Below are 18,826 nucleotides of genomic sequence, written 5' to 3'. Positions count from 1 at the left end.
GCTGTTCAGGGGGTGTCCGCGGCTATCGGCCGAGGACCTTTTCCAGCGAGGCGAGCGCGCCCTCGAGCTCCTCGCGGGTGATGGTGAGCGGCGGGGCGATCCGGATGGTGGAGCCGTGGGTGTCCTTGACCAGGACGCCCTCGGCCAGCAGCCGTTCGCTGATCTCGCGGCCGGTGCCGACCGCCGGGTCGACGTCGACGCCCGCCCACAGGCCGCGGGCGCGGAAGCCGACGACTCCCCGCCCCGTCAGGGCGGCGAGGCCGTCGCGCAGGACGGTGCCCAGCTCCGCCGCCCGGCGCTGGTACTCGCCGGTGGCCAGCAGGTCGACGACCGCGGAACCGACGGCCGCCGACAGCGGGTTCCCGCCGAACGTCGATCCGTGTTCGCCGGGACGCAGCACGGACATCACGTCGCGCCGGGCGACGACCGCGGAGACGGGGACGATGCCGCCGCCGAGCGCCTTGCCGAGCAGCAGCATGTCGGGCCGGACGGACTCGTGGTCGACGGCGAGCGTGGTGCCGGTGCGGCCGAGGCCGGACTGGATCTCGTCCGCGATGAACAGGCAGTTCGCGCGCTGCGTCAGGGCGCGTACGCCGGTCAGGTAGCCGTCGTCGGGGATGACGACGCCCGCCTCGCCCTGGATGGGCTCGATCAGCACGGCCGCGGTGGTCTCGTCGATCGCCGCCTCGAGCGCCGCGAGGTCGTTGTAGGGGACGATCCGGAAGCCGGGCGTGAACGGTCCGAAGCCGCCGCGCGCGGTCTCGTCGGTGGAGAAGCTGACGATCGTGGTGGTGCGGCCGTGGAAGTTGCCGTCGGCGACGACGATGGTGGCCCGGTCGGGCGCGACACCCTTGACCTCGTACGCCCATTTGCGGGCGACCTTGACGGCGCTCTCGACGGCCTCGGCCCCGGTGTTCATCGGCAGGGTCATGTCGAGGCCGGTGAGGGCGGCGAGGCCCTCCGCGAAACCGGCGAGCCTGTCGTTGTGGAAGGCGCGCGAGGTGAGGGTCACCTCGTCGAGCTGGCGGTGGGCGGCGGCGATCAGATCCGGGTGGCGGTGGCCGAAGTTCAGGGCCGAGTAGCCGGCCAGCATGTCGAGGTAGCGGCGGCCCTCGACGTCCTCCACCCAGACGCCCTCGGCCCGGGCGACGACGACGGGCAGCGGGTGGTAGTTGTGCGCGAGGGTGCTCGCCTCGGCGCAGATCAGCTCGGCGGAGGAGCGCTGGGTGCGTTCGGGCGTGAGGGTCATGCGCGGATCTCCTGCGTGCAGCACTTGATGCCGCCGCCGGCCTTGTGGAACTCCGACAGGTCGACGGGGACGGGGACGTAGCCGTGGGCTTCGAGGCGGCCGATGAGGGCTTCGGCCTGCGGGGCGACGAGGACCTGGCGGCCGTCGGAGACGGAGTTGAGTCCGAAGGCCATGGCGTCCTCGCGGGTCGCGGTCACCGCGTCGGGGAACAGGCGCGCCAGCACCTCGCGGCTGCCGGGCGAGAACGCCTCGGGGTGGTAGGCGATGTGGGCGGGGCCGCCCGCGCTGCCGTCGTCGAGAACGAACAGCGCGGTGTCCAGGTGGTAGAAGTACGGGTCGACCAGCTGCAGGCCGATCACCGGGACGCCGAAGAACTCCTGCACCTCGCGGTGCGCGGCCGGGGTGGTGCGGAAGCCCGTGCCGGCGAGGACGAAGCCGCCCACGGGCACGAGGTCGCCTTCGCCCTCGCACACCGACTCGGGCCGGTGGACCTCGAATCCGGCGGCCTTGAACCAGGTCTCGTACGCGGGCTCCTCGGGCCTGCGCTGCGGTGCGTGGAACCGGGAGCCGAAGACCCGGCCGCCGAGCACGAGCGCCGAGTTCGCGGCGAACACCATGTCCACGAGGCCGGGCTCCGGCTTGACGTGCTCGACGGTGTGGCCGAGGTCGCGGTAGGTGCTGACGAGGTTCTGCCACTGGGCGCGGGCCAGGTCGTGGTCGACCTCTGTGTCCTCGCGCATCCAGGGGTTGATGGCGTACTGCACGTCGTAGTACCGGGGTTCACAGACCAGGTAGCGCCTGGGCCGGGACACACGTCTTGGTGGCACCGAGGGATTCCTCCCGCTTCGTCTCGATGTCCGGTGGACGTCTCAACGGTAGGAATCGGGACGGAGCGGCGACAAGAAACAAGAGCTGCGTGTCCGCGCAGGAATGCTGCGTTTTCGGGTGCTCCGACGGCGGTTCGTTTCACGCCCCGCCGGAGGGGTCGTCGTCCGAGGGCGCGGCCCTGCCCGCACCGGCCTCCGGACTGGAGGTGAGCAGGTGGGAGAGCACCATGTAGCTGATGGTCTTGCGGATGAACGGCTCCGCCCGGATGCGCTCCAGCACCTCCTCGAAGTGCTCCACGTCGGTGGCCCGTACGTGCAGCAGCGCGTCCGCGCCGCCGGTCACGGTCATGGCGGCCATGATCTCGGGATAGTCGCGCACGACTTCGGCGAGCCGGCGCGGCGGTGCGGCGCTGTCGCAGTACACCTCGACGTACGCCTCCGTGCGCCAGCCGAGGGCGGAGGGGCGGACCGTCGTGGTGAAACCGGTGATGATGTCGGCCTCGCGCATGCGGTCGACGCGCCGTTTGACGGCGGTCGCCGAGAGGCCGATCGCCGCGCCGATCTCGGTGAAACTCGTCCGCGCGTTTGCGACGAGAGCGGCGACGATCTTGCGGTCCAGCTCGTCGAACGGCGCGGATCTGTTGGTCATGGCGCATTTCCTCCGGACGGCCCTGCTGCGCGCGGACCCTACCGGAAGATGGCCATGGCCTGCACTTCGAGCACGGAGTCCGCCGCGTTCCAGTCCTGCACCTTGCCGAGGCAGCGCGCCGAGAAGGTGCCCTGCGGGACCTCGTTGCGCAGTCCCTCGGTCGCGCAGGTGACGCGGACCCGCGGGCCGGACGACGGGTCGTCGGGATCGCCGTAGGGGGCGAGGAAGACCGTGGACTCGGGCGATTCGCCGATCTTGCGGAAGCGGCCGCGGATGAGCACGAAGTCCTCGATGTCGCGCAGCCGCACGGACTGCGCCGGCGACGCGCCGGACCGGCGGTGGCCGGCCGCCGCGCGGGCGAGCGCGGCGTTGCGCCGTACCGTCTCGGTCACGAGGTCGACGTGGACGATGACGTCGTTCTTCTCCAGGACGTCCACGACCAGGCCGATGACGGAGATCGGTTCGGCGACCTCCATGTACTTGCTGACGATCTCCCTGTTGTCCTTGCGTCCGCCGCCCGCGCTCAGCCCGAAGACCTTGGCCCGTACGCTGCCGTCCTTGCTGTCGCTGGTGCGCTGCTCGACCTCCTTGCGCAGCGCCGCCGCGTAGCCGCGCATCTGGTAGTGGTCCATGACGGACCGGTCGTGCAGGTAGAAGCAGATGCTGTACGTCAGGTCCCGGCCGCCGCGACCGCCGCGTCCGCCGCGGACCAGCTGCTTCACGGCCAGGACGAGCAGTGCCGCGGCGCCCCCGGCCGTCATCAGCCACAGGAGCATCCAGGGCCACCACACGCCCCACCATGCCTCAGTGAACACACCCACGGATCTCCTTGAATGCGCTGAGGAGGGAACGGCCGGTGACGTCGACCATGCGGCCGCCCGTCGCCCGTGCCCCCCGGTCCAGTTCCTCGTCGTCCGCCTCGCCGTAGCGGACGGTGTACGTGCGCACCGCGCGGGTCTCCTCGGGCAGCCGCGCGTGGCGGCGGACGAAGGTGTCGAGACCCATGCCGGCGTTGTTCTCGCCGTCGGTCATCAGCACGATGGAGACGCTGCGGCCCGGCCGGTCCCGCAGGGCCGTGGACGCGCTGCGGTATGCCGCCTCCAGGGAGGACCAGACGGCGGTGCTGTCGTGGAAGTCGTCGGACGCGACGAAGCCGCGCAGGCGGTCCAGGTCGTCCTGGCTCCGGTACGTGACGCTGCGCTCGTCCAGGACGCGCCCGCCGAAGCGCATCACGGTCAGCGTCTCGCCGCGGTAGAACCGCACGAACTTGCCCGAGTGCGAGTCGTCCGCGCCGGCCAGTCCGTCGAACGTGGCGCGCAGCCGTTCGATGCGTTCCCCGCGCATCGAGGTGGAGAAGTCGAGCAGGAAGATCACGTGGGCGGTGCGGTCGCGGTGCGGGTCCCCGTAGTCGTCGAGGAGCCGGTCGACGACCTTCTGGTCGTCGGGGAAGTAGAGCGCGTTGCCGACGCCCTCGCGCAGCGGTGCGATGCGGGGCACCGCCGGGTCGATCGGGCGGCGCATGGTGCGTTCCATGATCCGCTTCTGGATCGGTTCGCTGCGCAGCCACTTCACCAGCCGGTCGTACGCCGCGCGCTTGGCGGGGTCGAGGAGGAGCAGCGGGTAGTCGGACAGGACCATGCCGTCCTTGGGGTAGACGATCTCCAGCGGTTCCCTGAGCCGGCCGCTGCGGTTGAGCGCGAGCAGTTCGGACTCGTAGGTGATCAGGGCGTTCAGCTCGCCCTGGCGGGCCACGTAGCCGTCGACGAGCGAGCCGGAGGCGTCGCTGGTCAGCGCGTGCCCGGTGAAGAAGCCGCGCAGCCGGTCGCAGGAGACGTCCGCCGGACGCAGCGCGGTGCCGGTGCCGGCGGCGGCGGTGGCCACGCCGACGAGCGCGGCCAGGCCGCTGTTGCTGCGGCGCGGGTCGGCCATGCCGAAGCGCAGGGAGCCGTCGGCGGCGGCGTCGGCCGCGTCGGCCCAGGAGATCTGACCGTCCGGGGTGGTGCGGCGCAGCCGGTCGGCGACGGCACGCTCCATGCCGATGACGACGGGCGACCGCATGGTGTTGGTCGCCAGCGGCCTCTCGCCGCTCGCGCCGTTCGCCTTGGACCTGAGCAGGTAGTACCGGTCGGACGACAGCCACGCCAGGTCGTGCCGGCGGGGGCCGGGGCCGGCCAGCTCGTTGCTGGCGTCCACCGTGCCCCGGTGGTCCATCTCCAGCCTGATGCCGGTCTCCCGGCGCAGGTCGTCCAGCAGGGGTGCCATGTCGGCGAGTTCCGTGCTGGCCAGCACGCTCAGGGTGACCGGTTCGGGCCGGTTCGTGGTGCAGGCCGTGGCCGCGGCGAGCCACAGGCCCGCCAGGCACAGGGCGACCAGCCGTGTCGCGCGGCGGGGCGCCGTCATCAGCGCTGCCCGGACGCGACGTCGGCGGGCGGGCAGTCGCCGACGGCGGAGATCATGCGCTCCAGGTAGCGCAGCCGGGGCATGGCCGACCTGGTGTCGTCGCCGTCGATGGCCGGCGCGGGCACCTCGCGCTCCCTGAGGAAACCGGTGAGCTGGTCGCCCGCGACCTGGCCGGCGGGGTCGAGGATGCGGAAGCCGAGCTCCATGGCGCGGCGCCGCAGGTCCGGATCGCGTGTGACCAGTTCGCCGAGCCGGTCGCCGTCCTTGTTGAGGGCGATGAACTGGGGCTGGGTGACGAACTGCCCGGACGGGTAGAGCAGCACGCGCTGGGCGTCGGCCTTGCCGTACTGGTGGCGGTACTGCACCTGGTAGCTGAGGTACTGGTGCTCGTAGGCCACCACCACCGGGGCGATGTTCTTGCCCTCGGGCGAGATGTAGGTGCGGAAGACGTCGGCGGAGGGCAGGCCCTGCTCCATGAGGTGCCGGATCTCCCGGCCGCGTTCGTCGGCCTCCCGGTCCGTGTCGGGCACCTCGTCCCCGCCGCCGTTCCAGGTGAAGGCAACGAGCGCGAGGTACGTCCCCGCGGAGTTGGAGCCGCAGACGTCGGGGGTCTGGGCGACGATCCGGTTGGCGTTGGTGATGCCGTGCCGCTGCACCCCGATGTCGTTCCAGCGCCGCTTGTCGTGGATGTGCTGGAGGAACTTCCGCATGTCCAGCACGTAGTAGAAGGACTGTTCGGCCCCGGACCCCTGCTGCGCGGTCGCGATGCCCGCGTCGGCGAGCGTCTCGGCGTACTCGCGGTAGGTGGCGAGCACGATGGGGCTGACGAACGGGCGGTGGACCTTGGCGTACTTGTCGGCCGCCGCGCGCTCGCGGGTGATCAGGTCGCCCGCGGGCTGCCCGGAGGGGAAGACGAAGTCGTACGAGGAGATGTCGTGGACGGCGACTTCGCGTGAGCCGGAGCTCGTGATGTGCACGCGTATGTGATGCTTCATCAGGATCCGCTGGACCTCTTCGTCCTCGAAGAAGTCCCGCTTGGAGGCCATTTTGCCCTCCAGAGTGACGACCCGTTCGAGGGGTAACAGGATGTTCCCCGACACGGCCAGCGCCGTCGTGCCCGTCAGCACGGCGGCCAGCATCGGGAGGACCGTCAGGAGGAAGCTTCGCCGCGACCAGGACGAGCGCGACTCGCGCCTGATGTCCAGCCGTGGTTCTTCGGCGGTCCGTCTCTCCCCGACCTCCACGGGTGCCTCCCCCTGGTCCCCGGTGTCACGTCAGGCGACATCCTTTCGCTTCCGGGCGACGTCTTCCGGGTCTTCCGGCCAACTCATGGTGAACAACTCATAGTGTCCATAGGTGAGTTGGTCGTCAGGGAACCGCAGAGGCCACGACGACGGCCGCCGCCGGGACGCCGTTACGGCAGGGACAGTTCGCACCAGACCGTCTTGCCCCGTGCCGTACGGCTCGTGCCCCACTCCCGCGCGAGGGCGCTGACGACGCGCAGGCCCCGCCCCGACTCCTCCTCCGGCCGCGCGCCGCGCAGCGTCGGCAGGGTGTGGTCCTCGTCGGCGACCTCGCACAGCAGCGTCCCGGCCCGTACGAGACGCAGTTCGGCGCGCCGCCCGTCGGTGTGGCGCACGGCGTTGGCCACGAGTTCGCCGACGAGCTGCTCCACGGTGTCGGTGAGCGCGTCGAGCCCCCAGCCGGCGAGCTGTCCGCGGACGAGCCGGCGGGCACGGGCGGCCTCGCGCGGATCGAGCGTCAGCTCCCAGGTGGCGACGGACTCGGGCTCGATGCCGTTCAGACGGGCCATCAGCAGGGCGACGTCGTCCTTGCGGCCGCCGTGGCCCGCTTCCGAGAACGATGCAGCGAGGGCGCGGATGATGGTGTCGCAGGCGTCGTCCATGGACGCGGCCGGGTGCGCGGCCGACTCGCAGAGCGTCGCGAGGCCCACCCCGATGTCCTCGCCGCGCACCTCCACCAGGCCGTCCGTGCACATGACCAGCCGGTCGCCGGGCGACACGGGCACGCAGACGCTCTCGAACGGCACACTGCCGACGCCGATCGGCGCGCCGGTGGGCAGGTCGAGCAGTTCGCTGCGGCCGTCCTCGGCACGGACGATCACGGGCGGGATGTGACCCGCGTTGGCCAGGTGCAGTTCGCCGCGGATGGGGTCGTAGACGGCGTAGAGGCAGGTGGCGAGGTAGTGCTCGCCCAGTCGCTGGGCCAGGTCGTCCAGGCCCCGCAGCAGCTGCTCGGGCGGCAGGTCGAGAGCGGCCATGGTCTGCACGGCGGTGCGCAGCTGGCCCATCATCGCGGCGGAGTTGAGGCCGTGGCCCATGACGTCGCCGACGACGAGCGCGGTGCGCGAACCGGGCAGCTTGACGGAGTCGAACCAGTCGACGCCGACCCGGCCCAGCAGGGTGCCCGGCAGATAGCGGGTGGCCGTGTCGCAGCCGGCCATGCGCGGGGTGACCTGCGGGAGCATCGAGTCCTGGAGGGTCTCGGCGACGTTCTCCTGGTAGGTGTACATGCGCGCGTTGTCGGTCACGAGCCCGGCGCGGGCCGCCAGTTCAGCGCCGGTGACGCGGTGCGCTCGACGCTCTCGTCCACGCCGGCCAACTGGCCGGCGTCGGCCGCGAGGACGACCGCAAGCGGATCCGCCCGGCGGCGGCGTACTCCTGCGGCGGAGCCGACGGAGCACCACTGTCCATGGGTGGAGCGCTCCTTCCTGTCCGGGGCCTTGTCACCACCGTACGGCGCACGGTGGTCCGCGCGCCGGGCAAACGGCCCGAACGGTGTGCGCCCGCGCACGATTGACGGCCGGTCGAGTTCCGTGCCGGTACGCCCGAGGCCGCGGGGCGGGGGCGAGTGCGCCGCCGCTGCCGCAGGCCGGGGCCCGGTCAGTCGGCGTGGCCGAGCTGGAGGTCGCGTTCCGTGCGCCCGCCGCCCGCCACCTGGAGCACGGTGGCGACCGGCGGGTAGCCGGCGGCGATGACCGTGTACTCGCCGGACGACAGGTCGACGAAGCGGAACGTTCCGTCCGGTCCGGTGGTGAGCGTGTCGACCACGTTGCCGGCCGCGTCGAGAAGGGTCACCCGGGCGTCGCCCACCGGCCGGCCGTCCCCGGCACGCACGGTGCCGCGCAGCACCGCCCCGCCGGCCAGTTCGATGTCCTGGCGCGTCTCGCGGGACGGCTGCACGCTCACGGGGTGCGCGGCCGGCCGGAAGGCGGGGGCGCTGGCGGCGAGTGTGTACTCCCCCGCGACCAGCTCGCTGATCACGTAGCCGCCCTCCCGGCCGCTGCGGGTGGAGGCCACGACCTCGCCGCGCACGTCGGTGAGCGTGACGGCCGCGTCGCGGACCGGGGAGCCGTCGGCGGTGACGACGACGCCCGCGAGCCGGCCGGCTCCGCCGAGCACCACGTCGAGCTCGACGGGCCGTTCGCCGACGGTGACGGTGACGGCCTGCGGCTGGTGGCCGCCCGCGGCGGCGATCATCACGTACGAGCCGGAGCCCGGCACGCTCAGCGCGTACCGGCCGTCCTCGCCGCTCGCGCCGCGGCCGATCTGCTGCCCCTGGACGTCGATGAGGGTGAGCGCGGCGCGCGGGACGCTGCTCCCGTCGTGGTGCTGCACGGTTCCGCAGACGGGGACGCCCGCGACGGGGGCGGCGGCCGGCCGCGGGTCGGACCGCACGGCGGTGCGGGCGTGGGGGACGGCGGCGGATTCGGCGGTGGAGACGTTGTGGGACACCAGCGGTTTCTCCTTGAGGAAGAAGGCGAGGAACAGGCCGAGGACGAGCACCGGCACCAGATAGAGGAAGATTCGCGGCATCGCGTCCGCGTACGCCTGGATGTAGCCCTCGCGCAGCGCGGGCGGCATGGCGTGGACCAACTGCGGGGTGATCGATTCGGGGTCGGGCAGGCCCGTGCCGGCCGGGACGCGGCCGGCGAGCGCGTCGGTGAGCCGGTCGGCGAACAGGGTGCCGAAGACGGCGGCGCCGACGCTTCCGCCGATCTGGCGGAAGTAGTTGTGGGCGCTGGTCGCGGTGCCGAGGTCGGCGGGCTGCACGGTGTTCTGGACGGCGAGGATCAGCACCGGCATGACGAGTCCGATGCCGATGCCGAGGACCGCCTGCCAGATGCTGTACTCGAGGCGCGGCGTGTCCGCCTCCAGCCGGGAGAGCAGCCACATGCCCACGGCCGAGAGTGCGCTGCCGGCGACGGGGTAGATGCGGTAGCGGCCCGTACGGCTGATGAGCTGCCCGGAGACGATGGAGGCGACGACGATGCCGCCCATCATCGGGAGCATGAGCAGGCCGGACTCGGTGGCGCTGGCGCCGTCGGCCATCTGCAGGAACGTGGGGAGGTAGCTCGCCGCCCCGAACAGCGCGATGCCGACGACCGCTCCCACGAGGGACGTGAGGGTGAAGACGGAGTCGCGGAACAGCCGCAGCGGGATGAGCGGTTCGGGCGCGAGGCGCTCCACCACGAGGAAGAGGACCGTGGTCACGGCGGCGCCCGCGGCCAGGGCGAGGACCACGCGCGAGTCCCAGGCGTAGGTGGTGCCGCCCCAACTGGTCAGCAGGACGAGGCAGGTGGAGGCGGCGGCGAGGAACAGGGTGCCGAGGACGTCGAGCCGGGCCCGGGCGGCGGGCTTCGGCAGCTTGAGCACGAGGGAGACCACGGCCAGGGTGATCAGGCCGAAGGGGACGTTGAAGTAGAAGCACCAGCGCCATGAGGCGTGGTCGGTGAAGAAGCCGCCGAGCAGCGGCCCCGCGACGGAGGCGAGGCCGAAGGCGGCGCCGATGAGTCCCATGAACCGGCCGCGTTCGCGCGCCGGGACGATGTCGGCGATGATCGCCTGCACGCCGATCATGAGGCCGCCCGCGCCGACGCCCTGGACGGCGCGGAAGGCGATGAGCTCGTTCATGCTGCGCGACCAGCCGGCGAGTGCCGAGCCGATCACGAAGACGACGATGGCGAACTGGAACACGCCCTTGCGGCCGAAGAGATCGCCGAGCTTTCCGTAGACCGGCAGGCCGATGGTGGCCGTGAGCAGGTACGCGGTGATCGCCCAGGGCATCCGGTCCAGGCCCTGGAGTTCCCCCACGATCTTCGGCAGCGCGGTGGCGACGATCATCTGCTCGAGCGCGGCCAGGAGCAGCGCGAGCATGAGGCCCGTGAAGACGAGCCGTACGCGGCGGGGGCTCAGCGGCTCCGGCGGGGCGGGTGCGGGAGGCGGCGGGTCCGCCGGGCCGGCGGCCTGCTCGTCCTTCACCAGAGTGCTGCCGCTCACGTCCTGCTCCCCTCGTCCCGCTGCGCGGCGTCATTCTTCGCATTGCGCATGAAGGGGGAGCAAGTCGGACGCGTGCCCGGCAGGACGTTCGAGAGTGCCCCAACAGGTCCTGCGCCGGGCGCACTTGGGGCGCTCATCAGGGGCTTTCCCGCCGCCCGGTGCGCCGGGGGTGCGCATCCGGGCCGCAGGGAAGACCACCCGATCCGGTGAGGCTACTTCTCGACGTGGGCGGCGAGGCGGTCCAGCACGCTGTCGTAGATCCGGCCGAGCCCCTTCGGCGCGAAGGTCTTCTCGAAGAAGCCGCCGATGCCGCCGGCGCCGGTCCAGACGGTGGTGACGACGGCCCTGGACTTCCCCTCGCCGGCCGGGGTGACCCGCCAGGTGGTGACCATGGAGGAGTTGCGGTCCTTCTCGACGAGCTCGCCGTCGGTGGGCTCGGTGACCTCCAGCAGGCAGTCGCGGACGCGCTTGCTGGTGGCCTGGAGCTTCCAGTGGACGAGGGTGCCCTCGCCGTCGCCGCCCTCGCGCACCTCGTACTCGCTGAAGTGCTCGGGCAGGAGCTTCGCGCGGGTGCCGGCATAGTCGGCCAGCGCGTCGAGCACCGTCTCCGCGTCCGCCGAGATGATCCGTTCCGTGGTGGCCTCGACCTGCGCCATGTCCTGTTCCTCCAGCAGTCGCTCCATCGGGATGCGCACTAGCCAATCACCTCCCGCACCCCCTCCCAAATCACGGTTGAAGCGATCATGGGAACAGGTGTTCTATTCTCTGGTCAGAGCGAGCGAGGAGGCGCCCCATGCGCTGGGACAATCTGGCCGACAGCCCCGCCACCAGCGGGGAAACCGCACTGTTCGGGGCATCGGCGGTGACCACCCGGACCTTCGACACCCCCGAGTTCCGGGGCATCACCTTCCACGAGGTCCGCGCGCGTTCGATCCTCAACCGGGTGCCCGGAGCGTCCCGGATGCCGTTCGAATGGACCGTGAACCCCTACCGGGGCTGCACGCACGCCTGCGTGTACTGCTTCGCCCGCAAGACCCACAGTTATCTGGACCTCGACACGGGAATCGGCTTCGACTCGCAGATCGTGGTGAAGATCAACGCCCCCGAGCTGCTGCGCCGCCAGCTCGCCTCCCGCCAGTGGCACGGCGCGCACGTCGCCATGGGCACGAACGTGGACTGCTACCAGCGCGCCGAGGGCCGCTACCGGCTGATGCCCGGCATCATCTCGGCCCTGCGCGACTACGCGAACCCGTTCTCCATCCTGACCAAGGGCACGCTGATCCTGCGCGATCTCGACCTGCTGCGGCAGGCCGCCGAGGTCACCGAGGTCGGCATCTCCGTCTCGGTCGGCTTCACCGACCGCGAGCTGTGGCGCACGGTCGAGCCGGGCACGCCCTCGCCCGAGCGCCGGCTCGACGTCGTCCGCGCACTGACCGACGCGGGGATCGGCTGCGGCGTGCTGATGGCGCCGGTCATTCCGTTCCTCGGCGACCACCCGGACCAACTGCGGGCGACGGTCCGCGCGATCGCCGCGTCCGGCGCCACGTCGGTGACCCCGCTGGTGCTGCATCTGCGCCCGGGGGCCCGCGAGTGGTACATGGCGTGGCTGCGCGAACACCACCCCCACCTGGTCGCCCGCTACGAGCGGCTGTACGCGGAGGGCGCGTACGCCCCGAAGTGGTACCAGCGCCGTATCACCCGTCATGTGCACGAGCTGGCGACGGAGTTCGGCATCGGACCCTCCGCACGGCCGGGCGGTCACCGGCGCCTCCCGCTCCGCCCGGAGCCGCCGGCCCCGGCGGAACCGGAGCCCACCCAGCTGACCCTGCTCTAGCCCGCGGGCTCCAGTACCTCGACGGCGCCCTTGCCCTGGAGTTTCACGTCATCGCGCACCGGCCTCGGCGGCGCACGGCGGCGGCCCAGGAACAGCCACACGACCACCGTGGAGGCGAGCAGGAAGAGCGCGTTGACGAGCACGCCCGCGTGCAGACCGCCGAGCACGGCGTCGGTCGGGGACGCCGACGCCTCCAGGGCGGACGTCCGCGCCGCGATGACGGCGCTGACCACCGGGATGCCCAGGGTGATCGCGATCTGCATGCTCATCGTGGTCAGACCGGTGGCGAGCCCCTGCTCCTCGTCCGGCAGTCCCGAGGTGGCCGTCACCATGTACGACACCAGGCTGTACGCGTGTCCGAAGAAGCCCACGGCCAGAGCGACGAGTACGAGCACGACGCCCGAGTCGCCGTCGTTCAGCCACAGCAGCACCGCGTAACCGGCGGACTGCACCACCAGCGACAGCGCGAGGACCGCGGAAGCCCCGATCCGGCCCAGCAGGCGCGGGGCGATCGTGCCGCCCACGATGGTCAGGATGCCGGGCAGGCCGATGACCACACCCGTGGTGAACGCCGAGAAGCCCAGCACCTTCTGCATGTACAGCGTCGTGGTGAAGGAGATGGCGGTCGCCATGGCGATCGAGGCGAAGCCGCCGAAGTTGCCCCAGCCCACGGTCCGCCGCTTCAGCACGCGCACCGGCGCAAGCGGGTTCGGGCTCTTCAGCTCGATGAACCAGAAGGCGATCAGCAGCAGCACCGCCACCCCGAGCCAGATGGAGACCGTCGGCTCCGCCCAGCCCTGGTGGCCGGCCGTGGTGATGCCGAAGACCAGCGCCAGCAGGCCGCCGGTGACCGTGACCGCACCGGGCACGTCGAGCCGGGTGCGTCCGCCGGCCCGGCCCTCCGGGATGACCATCAGGGTGCCGACCAGGACGAGCAGGGCCACCGGCACGTTGATCAGGAAGGACCAGCGCCAGCTGAACAGCAGGGTTCGTGGCTGAAGTCCCCCGCTTCGTCAGCCCGTACCGGCCGCCCGGGCCGAGGCCGCCTCGCCGCCCTTGAGCCCGGTCGCCACGCCGGCCATCCGCCGACGCGCCGCGGCGAGGACGCCCGGGGCTTCGCGCTCACCGGCGCGGCCCGCGCCGGGCCGCCACTGTCACCCACACCCGCCAGGCGTCACGCGCCCGGTGTCGCATCCGGCAGGCGGGCCAGGGCCGCCGAGGCGGCCGCCGTCAGGCGGGGATGGGACAGGGCCCCGCGCAGCACGTCGCCGGCGCGCGGATCGCCGAGGGCGCCGAGGCCCTCCACACACGCGAGGGCGACCCGCCAGTGCGGATCACCGGGGGCCAGGCGGCGGCCGAGCACCGTGATCAGCGCCGGTACCGTTTCCGGGGCCCGCAGCCGGGTCAGCAGCCGCACCGGCACGAGCGCGTACGCGACCCGCAGCTCGTTGGTGGCGAGCGCGGCCGCCGCGCGCGGCGTGCGGGGGTCGGCGAGCCGGCCGAGCGCGTGGGCGGCGGAGACGCACCGCTCGGGGTCGCGGTGGTTGAGCAGGAGGACCAGGGACTCGAAGGCCCGCCGGTCGCCGGCGCAGCCGAGGCGGAAGGCGGCCATCTCGAGAGCCCACAGGGGGCGTTCGTGCGCGGTGAGGACGCCCGCGAGTTCCTCCCGGTCCGAGGTGGCCAGCAGCCGTTCGTACTCCGGACCGCCGCCCGCCTCGTCACGCAGCCGTGTCGCGAGCGACCGCAACTCCTCGTCCATGGCGGTCAGCGTATCGGCGGGCCGCCACGGCGATCCAGATCACACCCGTCGGGGGGTGGCGCGCTCGTTACCCGCAAGTTAATCTCATGTGAGCGGGTAACCCCCGCACCCGCGGCGGCCTGGTGACGCAGCCGCCGCCGGGAGCACCCCCATGCCGAAGGCTGTGGGGGAGTCGGTTCGGCAGTTCTGCCATCAGTACGACGTGACACGGGACAGAGTCCGTCGGCCCACGCGAATACCCGTGCGCCCAGCGCCGGTTGGGCGTTCACACGCCTGGTACGGCCCTCCTCGCGCGCGCTCCTCATCAGTCGTCACTCATCCCTGGAGTCCCCCGATGGACATCCCTCTGCACACCATCGCCGTGGTCGGCCTCGGCACCATGGGCACCGGCATCGCCGAGGTCCTCGCCCGCGCCGGCCGTGAGGTCATCGGCATCGACGTCAGCGAAGCCGCCGCCCGCCAGGCGGTCGCCGCACTCGAGGCCTCCACCGCCCGCGCCGTGGAGCGCGAGCGGATCACCGAGGAGGAGCGCCGCAACACCCTCGCCCGCTTCCGTACGTTCTCCGACCTGCAGGCCGCGGCGGACGCCGACCTGGTGATCGAGGTCGTGCCGGAGTCGTACGAGGCCAAGCAGCACGTCTTCCGCGAGCTGGACGCCGTCGTCCGCCCGGACACCGTCCTCGCCACCGGCACGAACGCCCTGTCGGTGACCCGGCTCGCCGCCGAGTCGCAGCGCCCGGAGCGCGTGCTCGGCCTGCACTTCTTCAACCCGGCCCCGGCGATGAAGCTGGTCGAGATCGTCTCCTCGGTGCTCACCTCGCCGCAGGCCGTCGAGGCCGTGACCGCGCTCGCCCACGACCTCGGCAAGGAGCCCGTCGCGGTCGGCGACCGGCCGGGCTTCATCGCGGACGGCCTGCTGTTCGGCTACCTCAACCAGGCCGCCGCCATGTACGAGGCCCGGTACGCCTCCCGCGAGGACATCGACGCCGCCATGAAGCTGGGCTGCGGCCTGCCGATGGGCCCGCTCGCCCTGCTCGACCTGATCGGCATCGACACCGCCCGCACCGTGCTCGACGCGATGTACGCCGCCTCGCACGACCGGCTGCACGCGCCCGCGCCGATCCTGGGGCAGCTCAGCGAGGCGGGGCTGACCGGCCGCAAGGCGGGCCGCGGCTTCTACACGTACGCCGCCCCCGGCTCGGCCGAGGTCGTCGCGGACGCGCACACGCCGCTCGGTGCGGTCGCGGCCGCCTCGGGCCGTGACGTCCGCTCGGTCGGCGTGGCCGGCTCGGGCACCATGGCGAGCGGAATCGCGGAGGTCTTCGCCAAGGCCGGCTACGACGTCGTCCTCGCGGCCCGCAGCCTGGAGAAGGCCGAGAACGCCAAGGGCCTGATCACCAAGTCGCTGAACCGCTCGGTGAGCAAGGGCCGGATGACCCAGGAGGCGTGCGACGCCACGCTCGCGCGCATCACGCCCGCCGGTTCGCTGGACGCCTTCGCCGACGTCGACCTGGCCGTCGAGGCCGTCGCCGAGGACCTGGAGATCAAGCAGCAGCTGTTCGCCACCCTCGACAAGGTGTGCAAGCAGGGGGCGGTGCTGGCCACCACGACCTCCTCGCTGCCCGTCGTGGCCTGCGCACGGGCCACCTCGCGCCCGCAGGACGTGATCGGGATGCACTTCTTCAACCCGGCCCCCGCGATGAAGCTGGTCGAGATCGTGCGGACGGTCCTGACCGCCGACGACGTGCACGCCACGGTCCGCGAGGTCACGACGAGGATCCGCAAGCACCCGGTGGACTGCGGCGACCGCGCCGGATTCATCGTGAACGCGCTGCTCTTCCCGTACTTGAACAACGCGATCAAGATGGTCGAGGAGCACTACGCCTCCCTCGACGACATCGACGCCGCGATGAAGCTGGGCGGCGGCTACCCGATGGGCCCGTTCGAGCTGCTCGACGTCGTCGGCCTCGATGTCTCGCTGGCCATCGAGAAGGTCCTGCACCAGGAGTTCCGCGACCCGGGCCTCGCTCCCGCGCCGCTGCTGGAGCACCTGGTGGCCGCGGGGTGCCTGGGGCGCAAGACGGGGCGCGGTTTCCGCGAATATGCCCGGCGCTGATACCGACGGCGCGTGGGGCGGGCTGCTCGGTCCGGGGAGCCCGCCCGGCGCGTCCGAGCGTGCCGGGCCCGCCCCGCGGGCGCGCCCGGCTGTGCGAATGCAGTACGTTCAGATCATGCCCCACCCCGCTGATCCCACCCGCCGGCCCGTCCGCGCCGGCGCCGTGTCCGACGCTCCGGAAAGTGCCGCAGGCTCCCGCGCCGCCGCGCAACGCCTGAAGATGCGCCGCGAACTGGCGGCGGCGGCCATGGAGTTGTTCGCGACCAAGGGGTACGAGGCGACGACGGTCGACGAGATCGCCGCGGCGGCCGGAGTGGCGCGCCGGACCTTCTTCCGCCACTTCCGCTCCAAGGAAGAGGCCATCTTCCCCGACCACGACGACACCCTGGTGCGGGCCGAGGCGGTCCTGAACGCGGCGCCGCCCCACGAGCACCCGCTCGACACGGTGTGCCGGGGCATCAAGGAGGTCATGCGGATGTACGCGGCCTCCCCGGCCGTGTCCGTCGAGCGGTACCGCCTGACCCGTGAGGTGCCGACGCTGCGCGAGCGCGAGATCGCCTCCGTGGCGCGCTACGAGCGGCTGTTCACGCGCTACCTGCTGGGCCACTTCGACGAGCGGGACCACCACGACGGCAACGACGACCCGCTGCTGGCGGAGGTGGCCGCGTCAGCGGTGGTGACGGCGCACAACCACGTGCTGCGCCGCTGGCTGCGGGCGGGCGGGCAGGGCGACGTCGAGGCCCAGCTGGACCACGCGTTCGCCATCGTCCGCGACACGTTCGGCACCGGCATAGGAGCCGGCCGCAAGGCGGCGCACACCACGCCGGCCGCCGAGCCGCCGGCGGCGGCCGTGCGGACCGAGGGCGAGGTCCTGGTGGCGGTGGCGCGCACGGACGCGCCGCTCAGCGAGGTCATGCGGACGATCGAACAGGCACTGAAGGAGGGCTGAGACCTCCCGGCTCACCTCAGGCGAAGGCCGCCCGATTCGGGCGGTCTTCGCCGTTTTGCGGCCTCGCTCGATCGATCATCGCTCATATGTGTCCAGCGGATTGCATCTGAGAGAAATTCTTGGCACGGAGTGTCTTGCCACCTGGCACGCCGTGCCATACGTTGATGTTGTCCGGGCGGCCGGCGTGCAGAGCACACTCGTACGCCGGCTGTCCCAGCAACCCTTCGCGGCTGCCCCGCCCGGACGCCTGCGTCACAGGCACCTTTCGCGCCCACCAGCGCTGCCAGCAGCACCATCCGCCGAACCGACGGCACACCTCCACAGCAGCAGCACCACCCCGACGTACCCCTCAGCGTCCGCCCATGGACGCTTCTCGCCGGAGGCAACACCGTGAAGGAAATCCTGGACGCGATCCAGTCGCCGGACAGCACGTCCGCCGACTTCGCCGCACTGAAGCTCCCCGAGTCGTACCGCGCGATCACCGTGCACAAGGACGAGACGGAGATGTTCGCCGGCCTCGAGAGCCGGGAGAAGGACCCGCGCAAGTCGATCCACCTGGACGACGTCCCGGTCCCCGAGCTCGGTCCCGGTGAGGCCCTGGTGGCCGTCATGGCCTCCTCGGTCAACTACAACTCCGTGTGGACCTCGATCTTCGAGCCGCTTTCCACCTTCGGCTTCCTGGAGCGCTACGGAAAGCTCTCCGAGCTCACCAAGCGCCACGACCTGCCGTACCACATCATCGGCTCCGACCTGGCGGGCGTCGTCCTGCGCACCGGTCCGGGCGTGAACGCGTGGAACCCCGGCGACGAGGTCGTCGCACACTGCCTGTCCGTCGAACTGGAGTCCTCCGACGGCCACAACGACACGATGCTCGACCCCGAGCAGCGCATCTGGGGCTTCGAGACCAACTTCGGCGGCCTCGCGGAGATCGCGCTCGTCAAGTCCAACCAGCTGATGCCCAAGCCCAAGCACCTCAGCTGGGAGGAGGCCGCCGCCCCGGGCCTGGTCAACTCCACCGCGTACCGCCAGCTCGTCTCCCGCAACGGCGCCGGGATGAAGCAGGGCGACAACGTCCTGATCTGGGGCGCGAGCGGCGGACTCGGCTCGTACGCCACGCAGTTCGCGCTCGCGGGCGGCGCCAACCCGATCTGTGTCGTCTCCAGCGAGCAGAAGGCGGACATCTGCCGCTCGATGGGCGCCGAGGCGATCATCGACCGCAGCGCCGAGGGCTACAAGTTCTGGAAGGACGAGCGGACCCAGGACCCGAAGGAGTGGAAGCGCTTCGGCAAGCGCATCCGCGAGTTCACCGGCGGCGAGGACATCGACATCGTCTTCGAGCACCCGGGCCGCGAGACCTTCGGCGCGTCCGTCTACGTCACCCGCAAGGGCGGCACCATCACCACCTGCGCCTCGACCTCGGGCTACATGCACGAGTACGACAACCGCTACCTGTGGATGTCGCTGAAGCGCATCATCGGCTCGCACTTCGCCAACTACCGCGAGGCGTGGGAGGCCAACCGCCTGATCGCCAAGGGCAAGATCCACCCGACGCTCTCCAAGGTCTACTCCCTGGAGGACACCGGCCAGGCCGCGTACGACGTGCACCGCAACCTCCACCAGGGCAAGGTCGGCGTCCTCGCGCTCGCCCCGCAGGAGGGTCTGGGCGTCAAGGACCCGGAGATGCGCGAGAAGCACATCGACGCCATCAACCGCTTCCGGAACGTCTGAGGGCTGAGGTCCCAA

Annotated in this window: 14 protein-coding genes and 1 pseudogene; 4 read left to right on the top strand and 11 right to left on the bottom strand. The window is 71.7% G+C overall.

The features are described from left to right. Positions 1-22 precede the first annotated feature (22 nt). The 9 genes and pseudogenes from rocD to ACLB9X_RS08120 all read right to left on the bottom strand — a co-directional run bounded on the left by rocD (position 23) and on the right by ACLB9X_RS08120 (position 11,081). Positions 23-1,249: an ornithine--oxo-acid transaminase gene (gene rocD / locus ACLB9X_RS08160; RefSeq protein WP_410359560.1), complete on the bottom strand. Its 1,227-nt coding sequence runs from the start codon at positions 1,247-1,249 to the stop codon at positions 23-25. Beyond that, positions 1,246-2,076: a dimethylargininase gene (gene ddaH, locus ACLB9X_RS08155; RefSeq protein ID WP_410359559.1), complete on the bottom strand. Its 831-nt coding sequence runs from the start codon at positions 2,074-2,076 to the stop codon at positions 1,246-1,248. Before ddaH ends, rocD begins: the two co-directional genes overlap by 4 nt. Before the next feature lie 139 nt (positions 2,077-2,215). Further along, positions 2,216-2,725: an Lrp/AsnC family transcriptional regulator gene (locus ACLB9X_RS08150; protein WP_410359558.1), complete on the bottom strand. Its 510-nt coding sequence runs from the start codon at positions 2,723-2,725 to the stop codon at positions 2,216-2,218. Between the two features lie 38 nt (positions 2,726-2,763). After that, positions 2,764-3,546, bottom strand: coding sequence for a hypothetical protein (locus ACLB9X_RS08145; RefSeq protein WP_410359557.1), 783 nt, complete (start codon positions 3,544-3,546; stop codon positions 2,764-2,766). Next, positions 3,530-5,125 (bottom strand): substrate-binding domain-containing protein, encoded by a 1,596-nt coding sequence (locus ACLB9X_RS08140; protein ID WP_410359556.1) that lies wholly within the window; start codon positions 5,123-5,125, stop codon positions 3,530-3,532. Before ACLB9X_RS08140 ends, ACLB9X_RS08145 begins: the two co-directional genes overlap by 17 nt. Then, positions 5,125-6,264 (bottom strand): hypothetical protein, encoded by a 1,140-nt coding sequence (locus ACLB9X_RS08135; protein WP_410359555.1) that lies wholly within the window; start codon positions 6,262-6,264, stop codon positions 5,125-5,127. Before ACLB9X_RS08135 ends, ACLB9X_RS08140 begins: the two co-directional genes overlap by 1 nt. 275 nt (positions 6,265-6,539) lie before the next feature. After that, positions 6,540-7,715: pseudogene (locus ACLB9X_RS08130) on the bottom strand (SpoIIE family protein phosphatase); the annotation flags it as partial. Between the two features lie 313 nt (positions 7,716-8,028). Then, complete coding sequence (locus tag ACLB9X_RS08125) at positions 8,029-10,425, bottom strand: MFS transporter (protein WP_410359554.1); 2,397 nt, start codon at positions 10,423-10,425, stop codon at positions 8,029-8,031. A 212-nt stretch (positions 10,426-10,637) separates the two neighbouring features. Beyond that, complete coding sequence (locus tag ACLB9X_RS08120) at positions 10,638-11,081, bottom strand: SRPBCC family protein (protein WP_410359607.1); 444 nt, start codon at positions 11,079-11,081, stop codon at positions 10,638-10,640. 137 nt (positions 11,082-11,218) lie between these two features. On the opposite strand from ACLB9X_RS08120, the gene ACLB9X_RS08115 reads away from it, so the two are divergent. Beyond that, positions 11,219-12,259, top strand: a complete 1,041-nt coding sequence (locus ACLB9X_RS08115; protein ID WP_410359553.1) for an Rv2578c family radical SAM protein — start codon at positions 11,219-11,221, stop codon at positions 12,257-12,259. Here the strand turns inward: ACLB9X_RS08115 and ACLB9X_RS08110 are convergent. Continuing rightward, positions 12,256-13,242 (bottom strand): MFS transporter, encoded by a 987-nt coding sequence (locus ACLB9X_RS08110; protein ID WP_410359606.1) that lies wholly within the window; start codon positions 13,240-13,242, stop codon positions 12,256-12,258. The genes ACLB9X_RS08115 and ACLB9X_RS08110 overlap by 4 nt on opposite strands. 191 nt (positions 13,243-13,433) lie before the next feature. Continuing rightward, entirely contained in the window at positions 13,434-14,018 is a 585-nt protein-coding gene (locus ACLB9X_RS08105) for an adenylosuccinate lyase (protein WP_410359552.1), read from the bottom strand. A gap of 334 nt (positions 14,019-14,352) precedes the next feature. On the opposite strand from ACLB9X_RS08105, the gene ACLB9X_RS08100 reads away from it, so the two are divergent. From ACLB9X_RS08100 to ccrA, 3 genes are all read left to right on the top strand, one after another. Beyond that, positions 14,353-16,134 (top strand): 3-hydroxyacyl-CoA dehydrogenase family protein, encoded by a 1,782-nt coding sequence (locus ACLB9X_RS08100; RefSeq protein ID WP_410359551.1) that lies wholly within the window; start codon positions 14,353-14,355, stop codon positions 16,132-16,134. Positions 16,135-16,231: 97 nt separating this feature from the next. Next, complete coding sequence (locus tag ACLB9X_RS08095; protein WP_410359550.1) at positions 16,232-17,083, top strand: TetR family transcriptional regulator; 852 nt, start codon at positions 16,232-16,234, stop codon at positions 17,081-17,083. Positions 17,084-17,473: 390 nt separating this feature from the next. Further along, positions 17,474-18,811: a crotonyl-CoA carboxylase/reductase gene (gene ccrA / locus ACLB9X_RS08090; RefSeq protein ID WP_410359549.1), complete on the top strand. Its 1,338-nt coding sequence runs from the start codon at positions 17,474-17,476 to the stop codon at positions 18,809-18,811. Positions 18,812-18,826 lie beyond the last annotated feature (15 nt).

It is taken from the genome of Streptomyces sp. 5K101 (genome assembly GCF_046506645.1).
GTDB lineage: Bacteria > Actinomycetota > Actinomycetes > Streptomycetales > Streptomycetaceae > Streptomyces.
Note: the sequence above shows the minus strand (reverse complement) of the source record. Positions and strands in the feature narration are given on the sequence as shown.

Excerpts from the sequence above, each read along its gene's own strand:
- rocD (WP_410359560.1), bottom strand. The coding sequence starts at position 1,249 with ATGACCCTCACGCCCGAACGCACCCAGCGCTCCTCCGCCGAGCTGATC.
- ACLB9X_RS08150 (WP_410359558.1), bottom strand. The coding sequence starts at position 2,725 with ATGACCAACAGATCCGCGCCGTTCGACGAGCTGGACCGCAAGATCGTC.
- ACLB9X_RS08140 (WP_410359556.1), bottom strand. The coding sequence starts at position 5,125 with ATGACGGCGCCCCGCCGCGCGACACGGCTGGTCGCCCTGTGCCTGGCG.
- ACLB9X_RS08135 (WP_410359555.1), bottom strand. The coding sequence starts at position 6,264 with ATGCTGGCCGCCGTGCTGACGGGCACGACGGCGCTGGCCGTGTCGGGG.
- ACLB9X_RS08120 (WP_410359607.1), bottom strand. The coding sequence starts at position 11,081 with ATGGCGCAGGTCGAGGCCACCACGGAACGGATCATCTCGGCGGACGCG.
- ACLB9X_RS08115 (WP_410359553.1), top strand. The coding sequence starts at position 11,219 with ATGCGCTGGGACAATCTGGCCGACAGCCCCGCCACCAGCGGGGAAACC.
- ACLB9X_RS08105 (WP_410359552.1), bottom strand. The coding sequence starts at position 14,018 with ATGGACGAGGAGTTGCGGTCGCTCGCGACACGGCTGCGTGACGAGGCG.
- ACLB9X_RS08100 (WP_410359551.1), top strand. The coding sequence starts at position 14,353 with ATGGACATCCCTCTGCACACCATCGCCGTGGTCGGCCTCGGCACCATG.
- ACLB9X_RS08095 (WP_410359550.1), top strand. The coding sequence starts at position 16,232 with ATGCAGTACGTTCAGATCATGCCCCACCCCGCTGATCCCACCCGCCGG.